Origin of the sequence: Aeromicrobium yanjiei, from assembly GCF_009649075.1 — a bacterium.
Taxonomy (GTDB): Bacteria; Actinomycetota; Actinomycetes; order Propionibacteriales; family Nocardioidaceae; genus Aeromicrobium; species Aeromicrobium yanjiei.
This window is the reverse complement of the sequence record NZ_CP045737.1, coordinates 2,712,013-2,727,408: the sequence shown is the minus strand read 5'-3', so window position 1 is coordinate 2,727,408 and position 15,396 is coordinate 2,712,013. Positions and strand designations below refer to the sequence as shown.

Annotated in this window: 19 protein-coding genes; 11 read left to right on the top strand and 8 right to left on the bottom strand. The window is 70.3% G+C overall.

The genetic code is table 11. The annotated features are described in order from the left end of the window. Positions 1 to 23 precede the first annotated feature (23 nt). On the top strand, positions 24 to 842 hold the full coding sequence (locus tag GEV26_RS13420; protein ID WP_153653820.1) for an SDR family NAD(P)-dependent oxidoreductase: 819 nt from the start codon (positions 24 to 26) through the stop codon (positions 840 to 842). Between the two features lie 6 nt (positions 843 to 848). Beyond that, positions 849 to 2,264, top strand: a complete 1,416-nt coding sequence (locus GEV26_RS13415; RefSeq protein WP_243838757.1) for a cytochrome P450 — start codon at positions 849 to 851, stop codon at positions 2,262 to 2,264. Positions 2,265 to 2,268: 4 nt separating this feature from the next. Here the strand turns inward: GEV26_RS13415 and GEV26_RS13410 are convergent, their stop codons facing one another. Then, a complete protein-coding gene (locus GEV26_RS13410) occupies positions 2,269 to 3,120 on the bottom strand; it encodes an SDR family oxidoreductase (protein WP_153653818.1) in 852 nt (283 codons plus the stop codon). Positions 3,121 to 3,247: 127 nt separating this feature from the next. On the opposite strand from GEV26_RS13410, the gene GEV26_RS13405 reads away from it, so the two are divergent. Beyond that, the gene (locus GEV26_RS13405; protein ID WP_153653816.1) at positions 3,248 to 3,607 is read left to right on the top strand and encodes a winged helix-turn-helix transcriptional regulator; all 360 of its coding nucleotides are present in this window, start codon (positions 3,248 to 3,250) and stop codon (positions 3,605 to 3,607) included. An 8-nt stretch (positions 3,608 to 3,615) separates the two neighbouring features. On the opposite strand, the gene GEV26_RS13400 is transcribed toward GEV26_RS13405, so the two are convergent. Genes GEV26_RS13400 through msrA form a run of 3 tightly spaced genes read right to left on the bottom strand, consistent with a single transcriptional unit; the run spans position 3,616 to position 5,640 of the window. Then, on the bottom strand, positions 3,616 to 4,167 hold the full coding sequence (locus GEV26_RS13400) for a mismatch-specific DNA-glycosylase (RefSeq protein WP_153653814.1): 552 nt from the start codon (positions 4,165 to 4,167) through the stop codon (positions 3,616 to 3,618). A 15-nt stretch (positions 4,168 to 4,182) separates the two neighbouring features. Next, positions 4,183 to 4,956, bottom strand: a complete 774-nt coding sequence (locus GEV26_RS13395) for a potassium channel family protein (RefSeq protein ID WP_243838756.1) — start codon at positions 4,954 to 4,956, stop codon at positions 4,183 to 4,185. A gap of 48 nt (positions 4,957 to 5,004) precedes the next feature. Further along, on the bottom strand, positions 5,005 to 5,640 hold the full coding sequence (gene msrA / locus GEV26_RS13390; protein ID WP_153653812.1) for a peptide-methionine (S)-S-oxide reductase MsrA: 636 nt from the start codon (positions 5,638 to 5,640) through the stop codon (positions 5,005 to 5,007). Between the two features lie 142 nt (positions 5,641 to 5,782). On the opposite strand from msrA, the gene GEV26_RS13385 reads away from it, so the two are divergent. Together GEV26_RS13385 and GEV26_RS13380 are read left to right on the top strand one after the other, a co-directional pair. Beyond that, positions 5,783 to 6,892 (top strand): AI-2E family transporter, encoded by a 1,110-nt coding sequence (locus tag GEV26_RS13385; RefSeq protein WP_153653810.1) that lies wholly within the window; start codon positions 5,783 to 5,785, stop codon positions 6,890 to 6,892. Beyond that, positions 6,889 to 7,221 carry an MmcQ/YjbR family DNA-binding protein gene (locus tag GEV26_RS13380; protein ID WP_153653808.1) on the top strand — a complete coding sequence of 111 codons (333 nt, stop codon included), beginning with the start codon at positions 6,889 to 6,891 and terminating at the stop codon, positions 7,219 to 7,221. Before GEV26_RS13385 ends, GEV26_RS13380 begins: the two co-directional genes overlap by 4 nt. An 8-nt stretch (positions 7,222 to 7,229) precedes the next feature. Here the strand turns inward: GEV26_RS13380 and GEV26_RS13375 are convergent, their stop codons facing one another. Next, the gene (locus GEV26_RS13375; protein WP_153653806.1) at positions 7,230 to 7,658 is read right to left on the bottom strand and encodes a MarR family winged helix-turn-helix transcriptional regulator; all 429 of its coding nucleotides are present in this window, start codon (positions 7,656 to 7,658) and stop codon (positions 7,230 to 7,232) included. Between the two features lie 48 nt (positions 7,659 to 7,706). On the opposite strand from GEV26_RS13375, the gene ilvA reads away from it, so the two are divergent. Continuing rightward, positions 7,707 to 8,897 carry a threonine ammonia-lyase gene (gene ilvA, locus GEV26_RS13370; protein WP_153653804.1) on the top strand — a complete coding sequence of 397 codons (1,191 nt, stop codon included), beginning with the start codon at positions 7,707 to 7,709 and terminating at the stop codon, positions 8,895 to 8,897. A 26-nt stretch (positions 8,898 to 8,923) separates the two neighbouring features. Here the strand turns inward: ilvA and greA are convergent, their stop codons facing one another. Beyond that, positions 8,924 to 9,427 carry a transcription elongation factor GreA gene (gene greA / locus GEV26_RS13365; protein ID WP_153653802.1) on the bottom strand — a complete coding sequence of 168 codons (504 nt, stop codon included), beginning with the start codon at positions 9,425 to 9,427 and terminating at the stop codon, positions 8,924 to 8,926. 68 nt (positions 9,428 to 9,495) lie between these two features. Further along, complete coding sequence (locus tag GEV26_RS13360) at positions 9,496 to 9,870, bottom strand: DUF4307 domain-containing protein (RefSeq protein ID WP_194839860.1); 375 nt, start codon at positions 9,868 to 9,870, stop codon at positions 9,496 to 9,498. A gap of 123 nt (positions 9,871 to 9,993) precedes the next feature. On the opposite strand from GEV26_RS13360, the gene mca reads away from it, so the two are divergent. Continuing rightward, a complete protein-coding gene (gene mca / locus GEV26_RS13355; RefSeq protein WP_153653799.1) occupies positions 9,994 to 10,866 on the top strand; it encodes a mycothiol conjugate amidase Mca in 873 nt (290 codons plus the stop codon). A 4-nt stretch (positions 10,867 to 10,870) separates the two neighbouring features. Then, positions 10,871 to 11,809 (top strand): cation diffusion facilitator family transporter, encoded by a 939-nt coding sequence (locus GEV26_RS13350; protein ID WP_208430967.1) that lies wholly within the window; start codon positions 10,871 to 10,873, stop codon positions 11,807 to 11,809. A 3-nt stretch (positions 11,810 to 11,812) separates the two neighbouring features. Here the strand turns inward: GEV26_RS13350 and GEV26_RS13345 are convergent, their stop codons facing one another. Then, a complete protein-coding gene (locus tag GEV26_RS13345; RefSeq protein WP_153653795.1) occupies positions 11,813 to 12,235 on the bottom strand; it encodes a DUF3224 domain-containing protein in 423 nt (140 codons plus the stop codon). A 59-nt stretch (positions 12,236 to 12,294) separates the two neighbouring features. On the opposite strand from GEV26_RS13345, the gene GEV26_RS13340 reads away from it, so the two are divergent. From GEV26_RS13340 to GEV26_RS13330, 3 genes are read left to right on the top strand one after another with little or no spacing between them, the layout of a single operon-like run. Continuing rightward, positions 12,295 to 13,113, top strand: coding sequence for a helix-turn-helix domain-containing protein (locus GEV26_RS13340; RefSeq protein WP_153653793.1), 819 nt, complete (start codon positions 12,295 to 12,297; stop codon positions 13,111 to 13,113). A gap of 9 nt (positions 13,114 to 13,122) precedes the next feature. Beyond that, positions 13,123 to 13,356 (top strand): hypothetical protein, encoded by a 234-nt coding sequence (locus tag GEV26_RS13335; RefSeq protein ID WP_153653791.1) that lies wholly within the window; start codon positions 13,123 to 13,125, stop codon positions 13,354 to 13,356. A gap of 29 nt (positions 13,357 to 13,385) precedes the next feature. Next, positions 13,386 to 15,371, top strand: coding sequence for a thioredoxin domain-containing protein (locus GEV26_RS13330; RefSeq protein ID WP_153653789.1), 1,986 nt, complete (start codon positions 13,386 to 13,388; stop codon positions 15,369 to 15,371). Positions 15,372 to 15,396 lie beyond the last annotated feature (25 nt).

The following is a 15,396-nucleotide window of genomic DNA, read 5'->3' as shown; positions in this document are numbered from 1 at the left end:
CAGTATCTGGAATCGAGGACCGCATGACCTACTTCAGCGGCAAGGTCGCCGTCGTCACCGGCGCAGCATCGGGCATCGGCCGGGCGCTCGCGGTCGAGCTCGCCCGACGGGGTGCGCGGCTCGCGATCTGCGACATCGACGTCGCCGGGCTCGCCGAGACCGAGTCGCTCGTGCGGGCTGTCGGCGCCGAGGTGCGTGCCGAGGTCCTGGACGTCTCCCAGCGCGAACGGGTCGTGGCGTACGCCGACACGGTCGCCGAGCAGCTCGGGGCCGTGCACCTGGTCTTCAACAACGCCGGCATCGCATTCACCGGCACCGTCGAGCAGATGTCGTTCAAGGACATCGACCGGGTGATGGACGTGGACTTCTGGGGCGTGGTCAACGGCACCAAGGCGTTCCTGCCGCACCTGGTGGCGTCCGGTGACGGACACGTCATCAACGTCTCGAGCGTGTTCGGCCTGTTCTCGGTGCCGTCGCAGAGTGCGTACAACGCCGCGAAGTTCGCGGTGCGGGGCTTCACCGAGGCGCTGCGCCAGGAGATGATCAACGGCAACCGTCCCGTGAAGGTGACGTGCGTGCACCCCGGCGGCATCAGGACCAACATCGCGCGCAACGGTGGCGAGGTCGAGGGGGTCGACCACGAGCACGTGGCCTCGTCGTTCGACCGGCTCGCGCGCACGTCGCCGGCCAAGGCCGCCGACATCATCCTGGCGGGCGTGGAGAAGGACAAGGCGCGGGTGCTGGTCGGCCCGGACGCGTGGGTGCTGGACGCGTTCGTCCGGCTGACCGGGTCGGGCTACCAACGGGTCGTCCGTGCCGTCAGCCGTCGCTCCGGTCTCTGATCGGTCGTGGTGCGCAACAACTGGTCGGGACAGGCCTTCCCGCACCCGCCCGGCCGGCGGCCCGTCGTCGGTGACCTGCTGGGCGCGGACCCGGCGGCCCCGCTGCAGAGCACGATGCGCCGGGCCGAAGGCCTCGGGCCGATCTTCGAGCTGAAGATCTTCGACCAGAAGTTCGTGTTCGTCACCTCGGCCGAGCTGGCCGCGGAGCTGGCCGACGAGAGCCTGTTCGAGAAGGCGTTGTCGCCCGCCCTCGTGGCGCTGCGCGAGTTCGCGGGGCAGGGCTTGTTCACGGCCTACAACGACGAGACCAACTGGGCGCTGGCACACGACCTGCTGAGACCGGCCTTCACCCGCGACGCGATGCGCCGCTACCACCCGATCATGCTCGCCGCTGCGCGTGAGCTCTTCGACACCTGGGACGCGCGCCCGGGACCCGTCGACGTCTCGGCCGACATGACCCGCCTGACGCTGGAGACGATCAGCCGCACCGCGTTCAGCCAGGACTTCGGCTCGTTCACCCGCGAGGACCCGCATCCGTTCATCCCGGCGATGATCGCCGCCCTCCGAGCAGGGCAGCGCAAGGGGACGCTCGCCTCGATGCCCGGCTCAGCGATGATGGCGCGCAGGATCGACCGGCGCAATGCGCACCACCAGGCGTACGTCGACCGGTTGCTCGACGATCTCATCGCGGCCCGGCGCGCCGGGGACGACGACAATGACGACCTGCTCGGCATCATGCTGCACTCGCCGCACCCCGAGACGGGCCAGCGGCTCGACGACGTCAACATTCGGCACCAGATCCTGACCTTTTTGGTCGCGGGGCACGAGACCACGTCGGGCGCCCTGTCGTTCGCGCTGCACCACCTGAGCCGGAGCCCCGCCGCACTGCAGCAGGCGCAGGCCGAGGTCGACCGGGTGCTCGGGCCCGACCCCGACGTCGAGCCGACCTTCGAGCAGGTGCCCAAGCTGCGCTACGTCCGCCGGGTGCTCGATGAGGCGCTGCGGCTGTGGCCGACCGCGCCCGCGTTCGGCCGCAGCCCGCGCCGAACGACCACGCTGAGCACGGGGCACGTCATGCGGCCCGGTGACTGGGCCCTCGTCCTGCTCCCGCTCGTGCACCGCGACCCAGCCGTGTGGGGCGATGACGCGGACCAGTTCGACCCCGACAGGTTCCTGCCCGGTCGGTCGCGCGGTCGGCTGCCCCACGCCTACAAGCCGTTCGGGACGGGGGAGCGGTCGTGCATCGGCCGGCAGTTCGCGCTGCACGAAGCGGTCCTGGTGCTCGCGCAGATGCTCCACCGCTACGACCTCGAGCCCGATCCCGCGTACGAGCTGCAGATCTCCGAGCGGCTCACCCTCATGCCGGTCGGCTTCGAGCTGACGCTCACGCCGCGGGTGCCCGGCCCGGCCCCCGCGGCGTAGAGGGTCACACAGCGGCGCGAAGCGTCTCGGCCAGTGGTGTGGTCGGACGGCCGATCAAGGTGCTGAGCTCGTTGCCGGGGACCTCGAGCTCGCCGTCACGGATCGAGGCGTCGGTGCTGACCGCGAAGTCGGCCCAGAACGGCGGGACGCCGGCCCCGGCGAGGATGGCAGCCTGCTCCTCGGGCTGCACCTGCGCCACCGACACGGGGGAGCCCAGCACGTCGCCGATCGTGGACGCGAGCTCGGCCTGCGACCAGGCCACGTCGCCGCCCAGCTCGTAGACCGGCTTCACGGGCTCGTCGGTCGTCAGCACGACCGCCGCCGCCTCCGCGAGGTCGGCGCGGGCGGCGCTGGAGACCCGTCCGTCACCTGCGGAGGTGAGGACCGAGCCGGTCTGGCGCGCGGTCTCGAGGGTCGGCAGGTAGTTCTCGTGGTACCAGCCGTTGCGCAGCAGGACGTGGTCGATCCCGCTCTGGGCGAGATACTGCTCGGTCGCGAGGTGATCGGGCGCGACCGGCAGCGTGGACGTGTCGGCAGCGGGCGCGCTGGTGTAGGCGACGAGCGAGACGCCGTTGTGAGCGGCCGCGTCGATGATGCCGGCGTGCTGCGCACGACGGTCGCCGAAGTCGGTTCCCGAGATCAGCAGCAGCCGGTCGACCCCGGCGAGTGCGCTGTCGAACGAGTCGGCATCGGTGTAGTCGGCGACACGGACGTCGACGCCGCGGTCTGCGAAGGGCTGGGCCTTGTCGCGGTCGCGCACGACGGCGACGATCTCGGCGGCGGGGACCCGGTCGAGCAGGGAGCTGACGACGAGCGAGCCCAGGTGGCCGGTGGCGGCGGTGACGGCGATGGTCATGGTGATTCCTCTCCTTGGCACCGCGGACGTTCCGGGCACTGCCAGAGAACGTACACTAACTATTGGTTAGTGCCAACTAATAGTTAGCACTAACCAAGTGATAGCATCGGATGGCAGGAGGTCTCCCATGTCCCAGGAGTCGGTTCCGTTCGACGTCTTCACCGCGATGTGCCCGTCTCGCGAGGTGCTTGAGCACGTGACGAGCCGGTGGGGGGTGCTGACCCTCGCCGCGTTGTCGAGCGAGCCGGCACGGTTCGGCGAGCTGCGCCGCCGGGTGGACGGCATCAGCGAGAAGATGCTCTCGCAGACCCTCAAGGCCCTTGAGGGGGACGGACTCGTCGACCGGCGGGTGCACTCGACCCTGCCGCCTCACGTCGAGTACGTCCTGACGCCCGCGGGCCAACAGGTCGCGGAGGCGGTGCAGGCGTTGATCGTCTCGCTCTATGGCGTGATGCCCGACGTCATGCGCGTGCGCGACGGCGTCTGAGCAGGGGCTCAGACCACGCCCGCGGCCTCGGCGGCGGCGCGATAGGCGACCGCGAGCGAGTCGACCGTCTCGTGCGCGTTGAGGCCGCTCGGGTTGGGCACGACCCACACGTCCGCCCCCGCGATCGTGCGGTCCTGGCGGCCGGCGGCGGCCTTCTTGTCCGCGAATGCGATGCGGTACGTCGTGATGCCCGCGAACGCGACGACGCGCGGCCGGTGCCGCGCGACGAACGCCTCGAGCCGGGCTCGCCCGGCGAGGATCTCCTCGTCGTCAAGCTCGTCCGCGCGGGCGGACGAGCGGGCGACCATGTTGGTGATGCCGACGCCTCGCTCGAGCAGGGCCGGTGCGGCGTCCTGTGGTGTCAGGACGTCGGCAGGAAGGATCCCGGCCAGCCGCAGCGCCGGGTAGAAGCGGTTGCCCGGTCGGGCGAAGTGCAGCCCGGTGGCCGCGCTGACCAGCCCGGGGTTGATGCCGACCAGCAGAAGGCGCAGGTCGTCAGGGACCAGGTCCGGGATCGTCCGACCGGCGTACGACTCGAGCTCGGCGCGGGTGAGGGCCACGTCGAACACCCTAGGTCAGCGGTGCACCACGGGGCCGGGCGCCTCGTCGTCCGTCAGGCCGTCACGGGGTGGCTCGCCCTGACGCAGGATGATCTCGCGCAGGCTGAGGATCTCCTGGTGGAGGACGGCGATGTCCCGGGCCGTCGCCGCCTCCGCCTCGTCGCTGGCCTCGGACACGCGCTCGACCAGCCACGAGGCGAAGGACGCCGTCACGACGCCGAGCACGGCGATGCCGGAGAACATCAGGCCGGCGGCGATGAAGCGACCGGTCGTGGTCACGGGGAAGGTGTCGCCGTAGCCGACGGTCGTGATCGTCGTGATCGACCACCAGACGGCGTCGCCGAAGGACTGGATCGAGCCGGTGCCGCCGCGTTCGACGTCCAGCACGGCGAGCGAGGCCACGAAGACGATCAGAGTCACCGATCCGACCAGGTAGATGCCGACCTTGCCGCGCATCGTGCTCCCGGCGTGCCGATTCAGGACGTGGAGGAGGCTGACGAGGCGCAACAGCCGCAACGGCCGGATCAGCGGGAGCAGCACGACGGCGACGTCGACCGGCGTGCTGCGCACGAAGGCCCACCGGTCCTCCGACAGGGCGATGCGCACGATCAGGTCGACCGCGAACATCGCCCACGTGATCCACACGATCCACCGGCAGGCCACGACCCACGAGCCCGCGAGGTCGGGCTCGAGGATCGGCCACGCGTACGCGGCGAGGAAGATGAGTGCCGATGCGGTCATGGGGACGTCGACCAGACGCTCCCAGTTGTCTCGTCGGTGTTCTGCCACCCGCTGATGGTGACAGACTCTCAGGCCACCCGGCCCCGTGCGTCGCCCCTAGGCGTACGAGACGCCCGTGGCGTGCAGCGGGCAGTAGCCGAACGGGTTCTTGACGAGGTACTGCTGGTGGTCGTCCTCGGCGTAGTAGTAGCGCTCGAGCGGCTGGATCGAGGTCGTGATCTCGCCGTAGCCGGCCTCGGTCATGCGCTTCTGGTAGCGCTCGCGCGACTCCTCGGCCTCCTGCTGCTGCTCGGGGGTCGTGGTCAGGATGACCGAGCGGTACTGCGTGCCGCGGTCATTGCCCTGACGCATGCCCTGCGTCGGGTCGTGGTTCTCCCAGAACACCTGCAGCAGCTTCTCGAAGCTGAGCTTCGCGGGGTCCCAGATGACCCGGACGACCTCGGCGTGCCCGGTGCGGCCCGTGCAGACCTCCTCGTACGTCGGGTTGGGGGTCTGCCCTCCGGCATATCCGACCGACGTCGACCAGACGCCCGGGATCTCCCAGAACGTCTTCTCCTCGCCCCAGAAGCAGCCGAGGCCGAACACGGCCGACTCGTAGCCCTCGGGGACCTGCGTCTCGACGGGGGTGCCGAGGACCAGGTGCGTGCCGCCGACCTGGAACTGTCGGCCCTCGCGGCCCGGCAGGGCGGCGTCGGGCGTCGGGAGCTCTGACTTGCTGCGACCAAAGATCATGGTTCCACCTCTCACGTGGAGTCTACGAAGGCGTGCTCCACGACGTGTGCAACGCCGAAGGGGCGCCGCTGTGTTCCCGGCCCGTGGATGCCGGGACCTCGGCCCCGTGGCGGATAGTGTGACGCAGGAGGATGGTGAGGGTGTGAGCGAGAGATATCAGGTCCCCATCGGGGTGGAGATTGCCACCCAGTGGGCGTGGCGCCTGCTGGTCATCGGAGGCGCGGGGCTCGCCGTCATCTGGCTGCTGCGCTACTTCTCGGAGATCTCGGTCCCGATCGCGATCGCCTTACTGGGGACCGCCCTGACCGCCGGCGCGGTCAACTGGCTGCAGGACCGAGGGCTGCCGCGCCTGCTCTCGACCTTCATCGTCGTGATCTTCATGCTCGTGGCCTTCTTCGGCATGCTCACCCTCGTCGGGCAGCAGCTCTCGACCCAGGCGACCCAGCTGCGCGCCAACGTGGTCGACGGCATCTCCGAGGTCCAGCGGTGGGCCGAGACCGGCCCCCTGCACCTGACGGACAGCCAGCTCAAGGGCTGGGTCGACAGAGCCAAGGAGTCGATCTCCTCGAGCGACACCTCGATCCTCACCCAGGCCGGCGAGGTCGGGTCGACCGTGACGCACCTCGTCGCGGGATTCTTCATCGCCCTGTTCGCCTCGTTCTTCTTCCTCTACGACGGCAAGCGCATCTGGTCGTGGGTCGTGGCGCTCTTCCCGCGCGCCGCCCGCGACAAGGTGGATTCCTCGGGCCACACAGCGTGGACGTCGCTGACCGCCTTCGTCCGGGCAACGGTGCTCGTCGCCTTCACGGACGCCGTGGGCATCGCCCTGGGCGCCTGGCTCCTCGGCGTCCCCCTCACCCTGGCCATCGGTGTGCTGGTGTTCCTCGGTGCGTTCATCCCGATCATCGGTGCCCTGCTGTCGGGCATGGTCGCGGTGCTCGTCGCCCTCGTCTCGCAGGGTCCGCTGACCGCGTTGTTCATGCTCCTGGTCGTCATCGCCGTGCAGCAGCTCGAGTCGCACGTCCTGCAGCCCTTCCTGATGGGCCGGCTCGTCGCGGTCCACCCGCTCGCGATCATCCTGGCCATCGGGGCAGGCGTCACGGTCGCAGGCGTCGTGGGCGCGCTGATCGCGGTGCCTCTCGCGGCATGTCTGAACGGGATCGTGCACCACCTCGTCGCCAGTGCGAAGGAGTACCAGGACGAGCCCGAGCCCGACGTCCCGCTTGAGCCCCCAGAGTCGGCCGGACGATGACGGACGTCCACGCGTTCTGCGCGGCCCTGCCCGGAGCCGTGCTCACGTTCCCCTTCGGCGAGGACACCGCGGTCTACAAGGTCGGCGGCAAGATCTTCGCGCTGACAGGGGTCGCGGGTCCCGCCAGCATCAACCTCAAGGCCGAGCCCGCCGACGTGACCGGGCTCGTCCAGACGTACGCGTCGATCGAGCGCGGCTACCACATGAACAAGAAGCACTGGATCACCGTGCAGCTCGACCGGAGCCTGCCCGAGGGGCTGCTCGCGGAGCTGATCGAGGACTCGTACGACCTGGTCGTGGACAAGCTCCCTGCCCGCGCCCGCCCCTGAGCGCCACCTCAGGCGGTGTCGCCGAGGGCTGCCGTGAGTCTGACCAGGTCGTCGCGCAGGTGCGTCCGGTCGGCGTCCGACCAGCCCTCGAAGGCCTCGCTGAGGAATGCGAGCCGCTCGTCGAACGTCCTGGCGAGGCTTGCCGCGCCGGCGTCGGACAGCGCGATGAGGCGGGCTCGTCCGTCCTCCGGATCGGGCTCGCGGTCGATCAGGCCGTGGTCCCCGAGCTGCTGGACGTGACGGCTGACCGTGGAGGCGTCGAGCTTCATCGCCTCGGCGATGTCGCCGAGGCGCATCGCCCCGTTGCACCTGAGCGTGTAGAGAAGAGACGCCTGGGAGGGGTCGATGACGCCCGCGGACCGGGCCCGGAAGCGTCGTCCGGCGACCATCATGAGGCGGACGAGCGCCTCCTCGGCCGAGTGCGGACCTGATTGCATGATGCAACCATAACGGGTCTGCTGAACCCGACGAGATAGGTTGATGGCGTGGACCTGAGCGACGTGCGACGAGCCCGCGAGCTCCTGGAGTCAGTCACCGAGACGACGCCGATGGCGCACTCGCGATGGCTGAGCTCACGCACGGGACAGGACGTGTTCCTCAAGGCCGAGAACCTGCAGCGCACCGGCTCGTTCAAGATTCGCGGTGCGTACGTGCGCATGTCCCGGCTCACCCCGGAGGAGCGGGCGCGCGGCGTCGTGGCCGCCAGCGCCGGCAACCACGCGCAGGGCGTTGCGCTCGCGGCCTCGCTGCTGGGCATCAAGTCCACGATCTTCATGCCGGTCGGGGCGGCGCTGCCCAAGGTCGCCGCGACGCAGAGCTACGGGGCCGACATCCAGTTCCACGGCACCGGCGTGACCGAGGCGCTCGTGCCGGCGCGGGCCTTCGCCGAGACGACCGGGGCGGTGCTGATCCATCCGTTCGACCACGAGGACATCATCGCGGGCCAGGGGACGGTCGGCCTGGAGATCCTGGAGCAGTGCCCCGACGTCCGCACGATCCTCGTTCCGCTCGGCGGCGGAGGGCTCGCGGCGGGCATCGCGCTGCTGCGCACCGAGCGCCCCGACCTGCGGATCATCGGTGTGCAGGCCGAGGACGCCGCGGCGTACCCGGCCTCGATCGCCGCAGGTCAGCCGCTCGCCTCCGACATGGGAGTCACGATGGCCGACGGCATCGCGGTGGCACAGCCCGGCGACATCCCGTTCGAGATCCTGCACTCGCTGCTCGACGAGGTCATCACGGTCAGTGAGGAGTCACTCAGCGGCGCCCTGATCTCGCTGCTCGAGCGGGCCAAGATGCTGGTGGAGCCCGCAGGAGCCGCCGCCGTCGCCGCGCTGCTCGAGCGGCCCGAGGCGTTCGAGGGCCCGGTCGTGGCGGTGCTCTCGGGCGGCAACATCGATGCCCTGGTGCTGCTGGACGTCATCCGGCACGGCCTCGCGGCGGCCGGCCGGTTCCTCACGATGCGCGTGCGGATCGGTGACCGGCCGGGTGAGCTGATGCGGTTGCTCAGCGATCTCGCGCTCATGCAGGTCAACGTGATGACCGTCAACCACGACCGGTCGTCCGAGCTGCTGGGCGTACGCCAGGTCGACGTCGACATCCAGGTCGCCACGCGCGGTCCGCAGCACCGCGACGAGGTGCGTGCCCGGATGGTCGACCTGGGCTACCAGCTGCTCTGACCCGGCCCCGTAGGGGCCGAGTCGGGTCAGAAGGGCTTCGCGGCGACGATCTCCACCGAGAGGCTCTTGCCGTTGGGGGTCTCGTAGGTGACGGTGTCACCGACGGACTTGCCCGCGATCGCGGCACCGAGCGGCGAGGTGGGGGAGTAGACGTCGATGTCGACGCTGGAGTCCATGCTGAGCAGCTCGCGCGATCCCAGCAGGAACTGCTCGGTGTCGGAGTCGCCGTCGAAGCGGATCGTGACGATCATCCCGGCCTCGACGAGTCCGTCGTCGGCCGGCTTGTCGCCGACCTCGGCACGGCGCAGCATGCTCTCGAGCTGGTCGATGCGGGCCTTGGTCTTGCCCTGCTCCTCGCGGGCGGCGTGGTAGCCGCCGTTCTCCTTGAGGTCGCCCTCGTCACGCGCAGCGGCGATCTTGTTGGTGATGTCTGTCCAGACGTCACCCTTCAGGTGCGCGAGCTCCTGCTGCAGACGCTCGTACGCCTCCTGGGTCACCCAGATGGTGTCGGTCTCTGTCGGCTGAGTCATGCGAGTGCTCCTTTACGTGCTGCACCCCAGGCCATCGCCTGGGGTGAACTTGCAAGGCTAGCACTCAATCAACGAATCACACACGTTCTCAGGACGCCGTTGACGGCCGGCCGCTCGGTCTCGATCTCCGCGGTCACCCGCATCTCCTCCTTGTCGGAGGCGGGCAGGTCGATGGTCTTCTCACCGACGATCGAGTGGTCCTCGGCCTGCGCGTAGACCGTGCACTGCACCGCGACGGGATCGGGCCGGACCACGTCGAGCGTCACCACGACGGAGGAGTCGTTGACGACGTCGTACGCCCAGAGGCGCGCGGTCACGGGGTCCTTCTGGAAGCCGACCCAGGCCGCGAACGCGACGCCGATCGTGATGCCGACGGCTGCGACTGCCGGCCAGAACCAGCGTGGGCGCTTGGTGGTCGCGTAGCGAGAGCTGAGGTCGGTCACGCCTGCCATTGTCTCAAACCGACCCAACCACGGTGCGCACGGGCCGGTGCGTCAGGAACACCCACCCCGCGTACGTTGTTGCCGCAGGTGCAAGGATTTGTGAACGCCCTCTGAAGGAGAACCGTGGCCGAGAAGCTCCGCCTCATGCACGTGCACGCCCATCCCGACGACGAGTCGAGCAAGGGGGCGGCGTCCACCGCGAAGTACGTCGCGGAGGGGGTCGACGTCCATGTGGTGACCTGCACCGGCGGCGAGCGCGGCTCGATCCTCAACCCGCAGTTCAAGCACCCCGGCATCGAGGACAACCCCGAGCTCATCACATTGATCCGCCGCGAGGAGATGGACCGGGCGCGGTCGATCCTCGGCATCACCCAGGACTGGCTCGGCTTCGTCGACTCCGGCTGGCCCGAGGGCGATCCGAAGCCCCCGCTGCCCGAGGGCTGCTTCGGCCTGAAGTCGGTCGAGGAGGCCGCCGAGCCGCTCGTCCGGCTGATCCGCTCGTTCAAGCCGCACGTCCTGACGACGTACGACGAGAACGGCGGCTACCCCCACCCAGACCACATCATGTGCCACAAGATCAGCGTCGAGGCGTACGAGGCTGCGGCCGATCCGACGCGCTATCCCGACGCCGGCGAGCCGTGGCAGGTCTCCAAGCTCTACTACCACCTCGGCTGGAGCTGGGAGCGCATGGAGGCGATCGCGAAGGCGATGGAGGCGCACGGGCTGGAGAACCCCTACGCCGAGCGGTTCAAGGACTGGGAGCGCAAGCCCGAGGACGAGGCCCGCCTCACGACACGCGTCGAGTGCGCCGAGTACTTCCCGGTCCGGGACGCGGCCCTGCTCGCCCACGCGACGCAGATCGACCCGGACGGCTGGTTCTTCGCGGTGCCGCACGAGATCCAGGCCGAGGCCTGGCCGAGCGAGGACTATCAGCTCGTGGACTCCAAGGTCGAGACGTCGATCCCCGAGACCGACCTCTTCGCAGGATTGCGCTGACGATGTGAACATCACCGTCGTCGTCGCGTTCACGGCCAACGTCCTCGTGGCGCTGGCCAAGACGACGGCGGCGGTGCTGACCGGCTCCGCGTCGATGGTCGCGGAGTCGGCCCACTCGTGGGCCGACACCGGCAACGAGGTCTTCCTGGTGATCGCCGATCGGCGCTCCCGCCGGCACGCCGACCACACCCACCCGCACGGCTACGGCCGCGAGGCGTACGTCTGGTCGATGTTCGCAGCCGTCGGGCTGTTCGTCGCCGGAGCGGCCGTCTCGATCGTCCACGGCATCCAGGAGCTCGGGGCAGAGGAGGGCAACGACAGCTTCACGATCGCGTACGTCGTGCTGGGCGTCTCGTTCGTGCTGGAGGGGACGTCGTTCCTGCAGGCGTACCGCCAGGTGCACCGGGGCGCTGCTGCCGCCGACCAGACGGTGCTGCAGACCGCGCTGTCGACGTCGGACCCGACGCTGCGCGCGGTGTTCGCGGAGGACTCGGCGGCGCTGATCGGCATCGTCATCGCCGCGACCGGCATCGGGCTGCACCAGGCGACCGGCTCGCCGGTCTTCGACGCGATCGGCTCGATCCTGGTCGGCGTGCTGCTCGGGGTGATCGCGTGGGTGCTGATCGACCGCAACCGCAGGTTCCTGGTCGGCATGGCGGTGCCGCCGGAGATCGACGACCTGGTCCGCCGACGCATCGTCTCGATGCCGGAGGTCTCCAGTGTTGGCTACCTGCACGTCGAGTTCGTCGGCCCGCACCGGGTCTACCTCGTCGCGAGCGTCGACCTGGTGGGCGACGACAGCGAGTCCGTCGTGGCGGACCGGCTGCGCGCGCTCGAGCGCCGGCTCGAGTCCGAGGAGGCGGTGGTCGAGGCCGTGCTGACGGTGTCCCGGCCGGGACGGCCGCCGGACGCGGATCTGGACGGGATCGAGCCACCCGACTGACGGCTACAGGTCGTACGCCAACGAGATCTCGTAGCCGTCGTCGCTGTGTCCCGCGAGCTCGACGGTGGCCTCGCCCCGCAGCCCCTCGAGGCCGCCCGTGCCCAGGCCCTCGAGCACGTGCAGGGTCGCCCGCACGGCCTCGGCGTCGTGCTCGCCCACGTGCTGCAGGACCAGGGACCCGTCGTGGCCGTCGATCGAGCCGGTGAAGTGCTCGAAGCCGACGACAGGGGCCGCTCCCGGTCGGTACGAGATGAGGTAGGTCAGCGTCCCGGTGCCCTCGATGGCGCCGGAGTACGCATAGGTGACGTCGGCTCGGGTGAACCCTCGCTGGGGGAGCTGCTTGCCGTCGCCGTCGATGTCGACGACGACCTGCTCGTCCCATCCCGTGACGGTGAACCTGGCGGTGGTGGTGTGCTGTCTGGTCATGCCCTCGACGCTACGGACGAGGGCTGTGCCCAGGCTTGGACAAACGCGACACTGGTGTCATGACCGATCCGCACGGGCGGGGAGAGGCCGCGATCCTGCGCCCGACCGCCGCCGCGCAGCACTTCAGCGTGGCCCGGGTCGCGCCGTCGCAACGGTGGGCACGCCTCGTGGAGTACGTCTGGATCGCCCGGTGGGAATGCCCTGAGCCGTACGACCAGCAGGTCATCCCGCAGCCGTGCGTGCACGTGACCGCCGAGACCTGGCAGGGCGTGCCGCGGCTGCTGGTCAACGGCATCACGCGGGAGCCGTTCGTGCGCACGCTCGAAGGAACCGGGCACGTCATCGGTGCCACGTTCCGGCCTGCAAGCTTCAGAGCAGTGCTCGGCGCGGATCTCGGTGTCGTCGCCGGGAGGGTCGTGCCGCTCGGCGACGTGGTCGGTCCGGACGACTCCGCGGTCGCCGCCGACCTGCTCGGGTCCGGTGCGAGCGACGAGGAGATGGCCGCAACGCTCGAGTCCCACCTCGACGCCTGCGGCGCGCAGCCCGATCCCCTCGCGGACGAGCTCAACGCCCTGGTCCGCAGGGCGGAGGTGGATCGCTCGATCACGCGCGCCGACCGGCTCGCGGACCTGGCAGGCGTGAGCCTGCGGACACTGCAGCGCCAGTTCACGGCGTACCTCGGCATCGGGCCCAAGTGGGTCGTCCAGCGATTCAGGCTGCTCGACGCCGCGGCGGCGGCCCACGCAGGACCCACCGACTGGGCCGCGCTGGCGGTCGATCTCGGCTTCGCCGACCAGTCGCACCTGACCCGGGCGTTCACCGCAGTCGTGGGGACGCCCCCGAGGACGTACGAGAGGCAGGCTCGGTCGGGCGCGTAGGATGGAGGCATGCGTTCCTACGTGTTCCTGGCCGATCTCGCGGCGAAGGTCGACGACAAGCAGCTCGACCCGAACGACGTCAAGCCCGGATGGGTCGCCTTGGGGATCGTGGTCCTGCTCTGCATCGCCGTCGCGATCCTCGCGCGGTCCTTCCTGCAGCACAGCAGGAAGGCGCTGGAGACCTGGGACGACGAGGACGCCGACCCGGGCGTCAAGCGCACCACCCCGCACGACCGCAGCTGACCGTCGGGCCGCGCGCCTAGGCTGGTCGTATGCCCAACCGCCTGGCCGAGGCCACCAGCCCGTACCTCCAGCAGCACCGGGACAACCCGGTCGACTGGTGGGAGTGGAGCCCTGAGGCGCTCGAGGTGGCCCGGACGCTCGACCGCCCGATCCTGCTGAGCGTCGGCTACGCGGCCTGCCACTGGTGCCACGTGATGGCGCACGAGTCGTTCGAGGACGCGGCGACCGCGGCGTACATGAACGACCACTTCGTCAACATCAAGGTCGACCGCGAGGAACGACCCGACATCGACGCGGTCTACATGCGCGCGACGCAGGCCATGACCGGTCACGGCGGCTGGCCGATGACGTGCGTCCTGACTCCCGACGGTGAGCCGTTCTTCGCCGGCACGTACTTCCCGCCCGAGCCGCGGCAGGGTGCGCCGGCGTTCAGCCAGGTGCTGCAGGCCCTCGCGGATGCGTGGGAGAACCGCCGCGACGAGGTGATGACCGTGAGCCGGGACGTGCTGGAGCACCTGCAGGCGTCGGTCGACCAGGGCAGCGGGGCGCTCGGCCCCGACGAGCTCGACGAGGCGGTCGTGACGCTCGCCGGGTCGTACGACCAGGAGGCGGGCGGGTTCGGCGCGAGCCCGAAGTTCCCGCCGTCGATGGTGCTGGAGTTCCTGCTGCGCACCGCCGCCCGCACCGGGTCGCAGCAAGCGCTCGACATGGTGGCCGGCACGTGCGAGGCGATGGCGCGGGGCGGGATGTACGACCAGCTCACCGGAGGCTTCGCCCGCTACAGCGTCGACCGCTACTGGCGGGTGCCGCACTTCGAGAAGATGCTCTACGACAACGCCCTGCTGATGCGGGTCTACCTGCACTGGTGGCGCGAGAGCGGATCGCCGCTGGCCGAGCGGGTCGTGCGGGAGACCGGCCGGTTCCTGCTCGACGAGCTGCGTACGCCCGAGGGCGGGTTCGCGTCTGCGCTGGACGCCGACAGCGACGGCCACGAGGGCACGTTCTACGTCTTCAACCCCAACCAGCTCATGCGCACGCTCGGCGCCGCCGACGGGGCCTGGGCCGCGCAGCTGCTGTCCGTGACGGGGGCGGGGACGTTCGAGCGGGGGTTCTCGACGCTGCAGCTGCTGCAGGACCCCGACGACGACGCGCGCTGGCAGGACGTCCGGGCGCGGCTCGTGGCCGCTCGCGCGGAGCGGACCCGCCCGGCCCGCGACGACAAGGTCGTCGCGTCGTGGAACGGGCTGGCGATCTCGGCGCTCGCCGAGGCCGGGGTCCTCCTGGACGAGCCCGACTTCACCGCCGCAGCGGTCGCCGCGGCCGAGCTGATCCACGACGTCCACCTCGCTGACGGCTTCCGACGCACGTCCCGCGACGGCGTGGCCGGGGCCAACGCGGCGGTGCTGGAGGACCACGGCGCGGTCGCCGAGGCGTTCCTCTCGGTGCTGGGGGTGACCGGCGACGCGATGTGGCTCGACCGTGCCCGCGTGCTGCTGGACCGGGTCGTCGACCACTTCGCGGACCCGGCGGGCGGGTTCTTCGACACCGCCGACGACGCCGAGACCCTCGTCGTACGACCGCAGGACGCCTCGGACAACGCCTACCCGTCCGGCACGTCAGCCGCCGTGCACGCCCTGATCGCGTTTGCCGCGACCACGGGGGAGCACCGCTACCGGGAGGCCGCGGAGTCGGGCATCGCGGCGGCCGCGCCGATCGGCACGCAGCTGCCCCGCTTCGCCGGGTGGACGCTCGCCGCCGCCGAGGCGGTGGTCGCGGGGCCGCTGGAGATCGCGGTCGTGGGTGCACCGGAGCAGCGTGCCGAGCTGCATCGCGCGGCGCTCGGGCTCACGTCGCCGGGTGCCGTGGTCGTGGCCGGGGAGCCGGGCCTGGCGATCCCGCTGTTCGAGCAGCGAGAACTCGTGGACGGCGACGCAGCCGCGTACGTGTGCCAGGGCTTCGTGTGCCAGCGCCCCGTCACCACCGTCCCAGATTTGCGGGCTTCTGCACGTTCTTGACCCAAGAAACCGTGCAGGACTCCGC

What these genes read in the sequence shown, in the direction of transcription:
- GEV26_RS13410 (WP_153653818.1), bottom strand. Translation starts at nt 3,120, where the DNA reads ATGACCATCGCCGTCACCGCCGCCACCGGCCACCTGGGCTCGCTCGTC.
- GEV26_RS13335 (WP_153653791.1), top strand. Translation starts at nt 13,123, where the DNA reads ATGCGTTCCTACGTGTTCCTGGCCGATCTCGCGGCGAAGGTCGACGAC.
- GEV26_RS13330 (WP_153653789.1), top strand. Translation starts at nt 13,386, where the DNA reads ATGCCCAACCGCCTGGCCGAGGCCACCAGCCCGTACCTCCAGCAGCAC.
- greA (WP_153653802.1), bottom strand. Translation starts at nt 9,427, where the DNA reads ATGACTCAGCCGACAGAGACCGACACCATCTGGGTGACCCAGGAGGCG.
- GEV26_RS13345 (WP_153653795.1), bottom strand. Translation starts at nt 12,235, where the DNA reads ATGACCAGACAGCACACCACCACCGCCAGGTTCACCGTCACGGGATGG.
- GEV26_RS13340 (WP_153653793.1), top strand. Translation starts at nt 12,295, where the DNA reads ATGACCGATCCGCACGGGCGGGGAGAGGCCGCGATCCTGCGCCCGACC.
- GEV26_RS13375 (WP_153653806.1), bottom strand. Translation starts at nt 7,658, where the DNA reads ATGCAATCAGGTCCGCACTCGGCCGAGGAGGCGCTCGTCCGCCTCATG.
- GEV26_RS13405 (WP_153653816.1), top strand. Translation starts at nt 3,248, where the DNA reads ATGTCCCAGGAGTCGGTTCCGTTCGACGTCTTCACCGCGATGTGCCCG.
- GEV26_RS13420 (WP_153653820.1), top strand. Translation starts at nt 24, where the DNA reads ATGACCTACTTCAGCGGCAAGGTCGCCGTCGTCACCGGCGCAGCATCG.
- msrA (WP_153653812.1), bottom strand. Translation starts at nt 5,640, where the DNA reads ATGATCTTTGGTCGCAGCAAGTCAGAGCTCCCGACGCCCGACGCCGCC.
- GEV26_RS13380 (WP_153653808.1), top strand. Translation starts at nt 6,889, where the DNA reads ATGACGGACGTCCACGCGTTCTGCGCGGCCCTGCCCGGAGCCGTGCTC.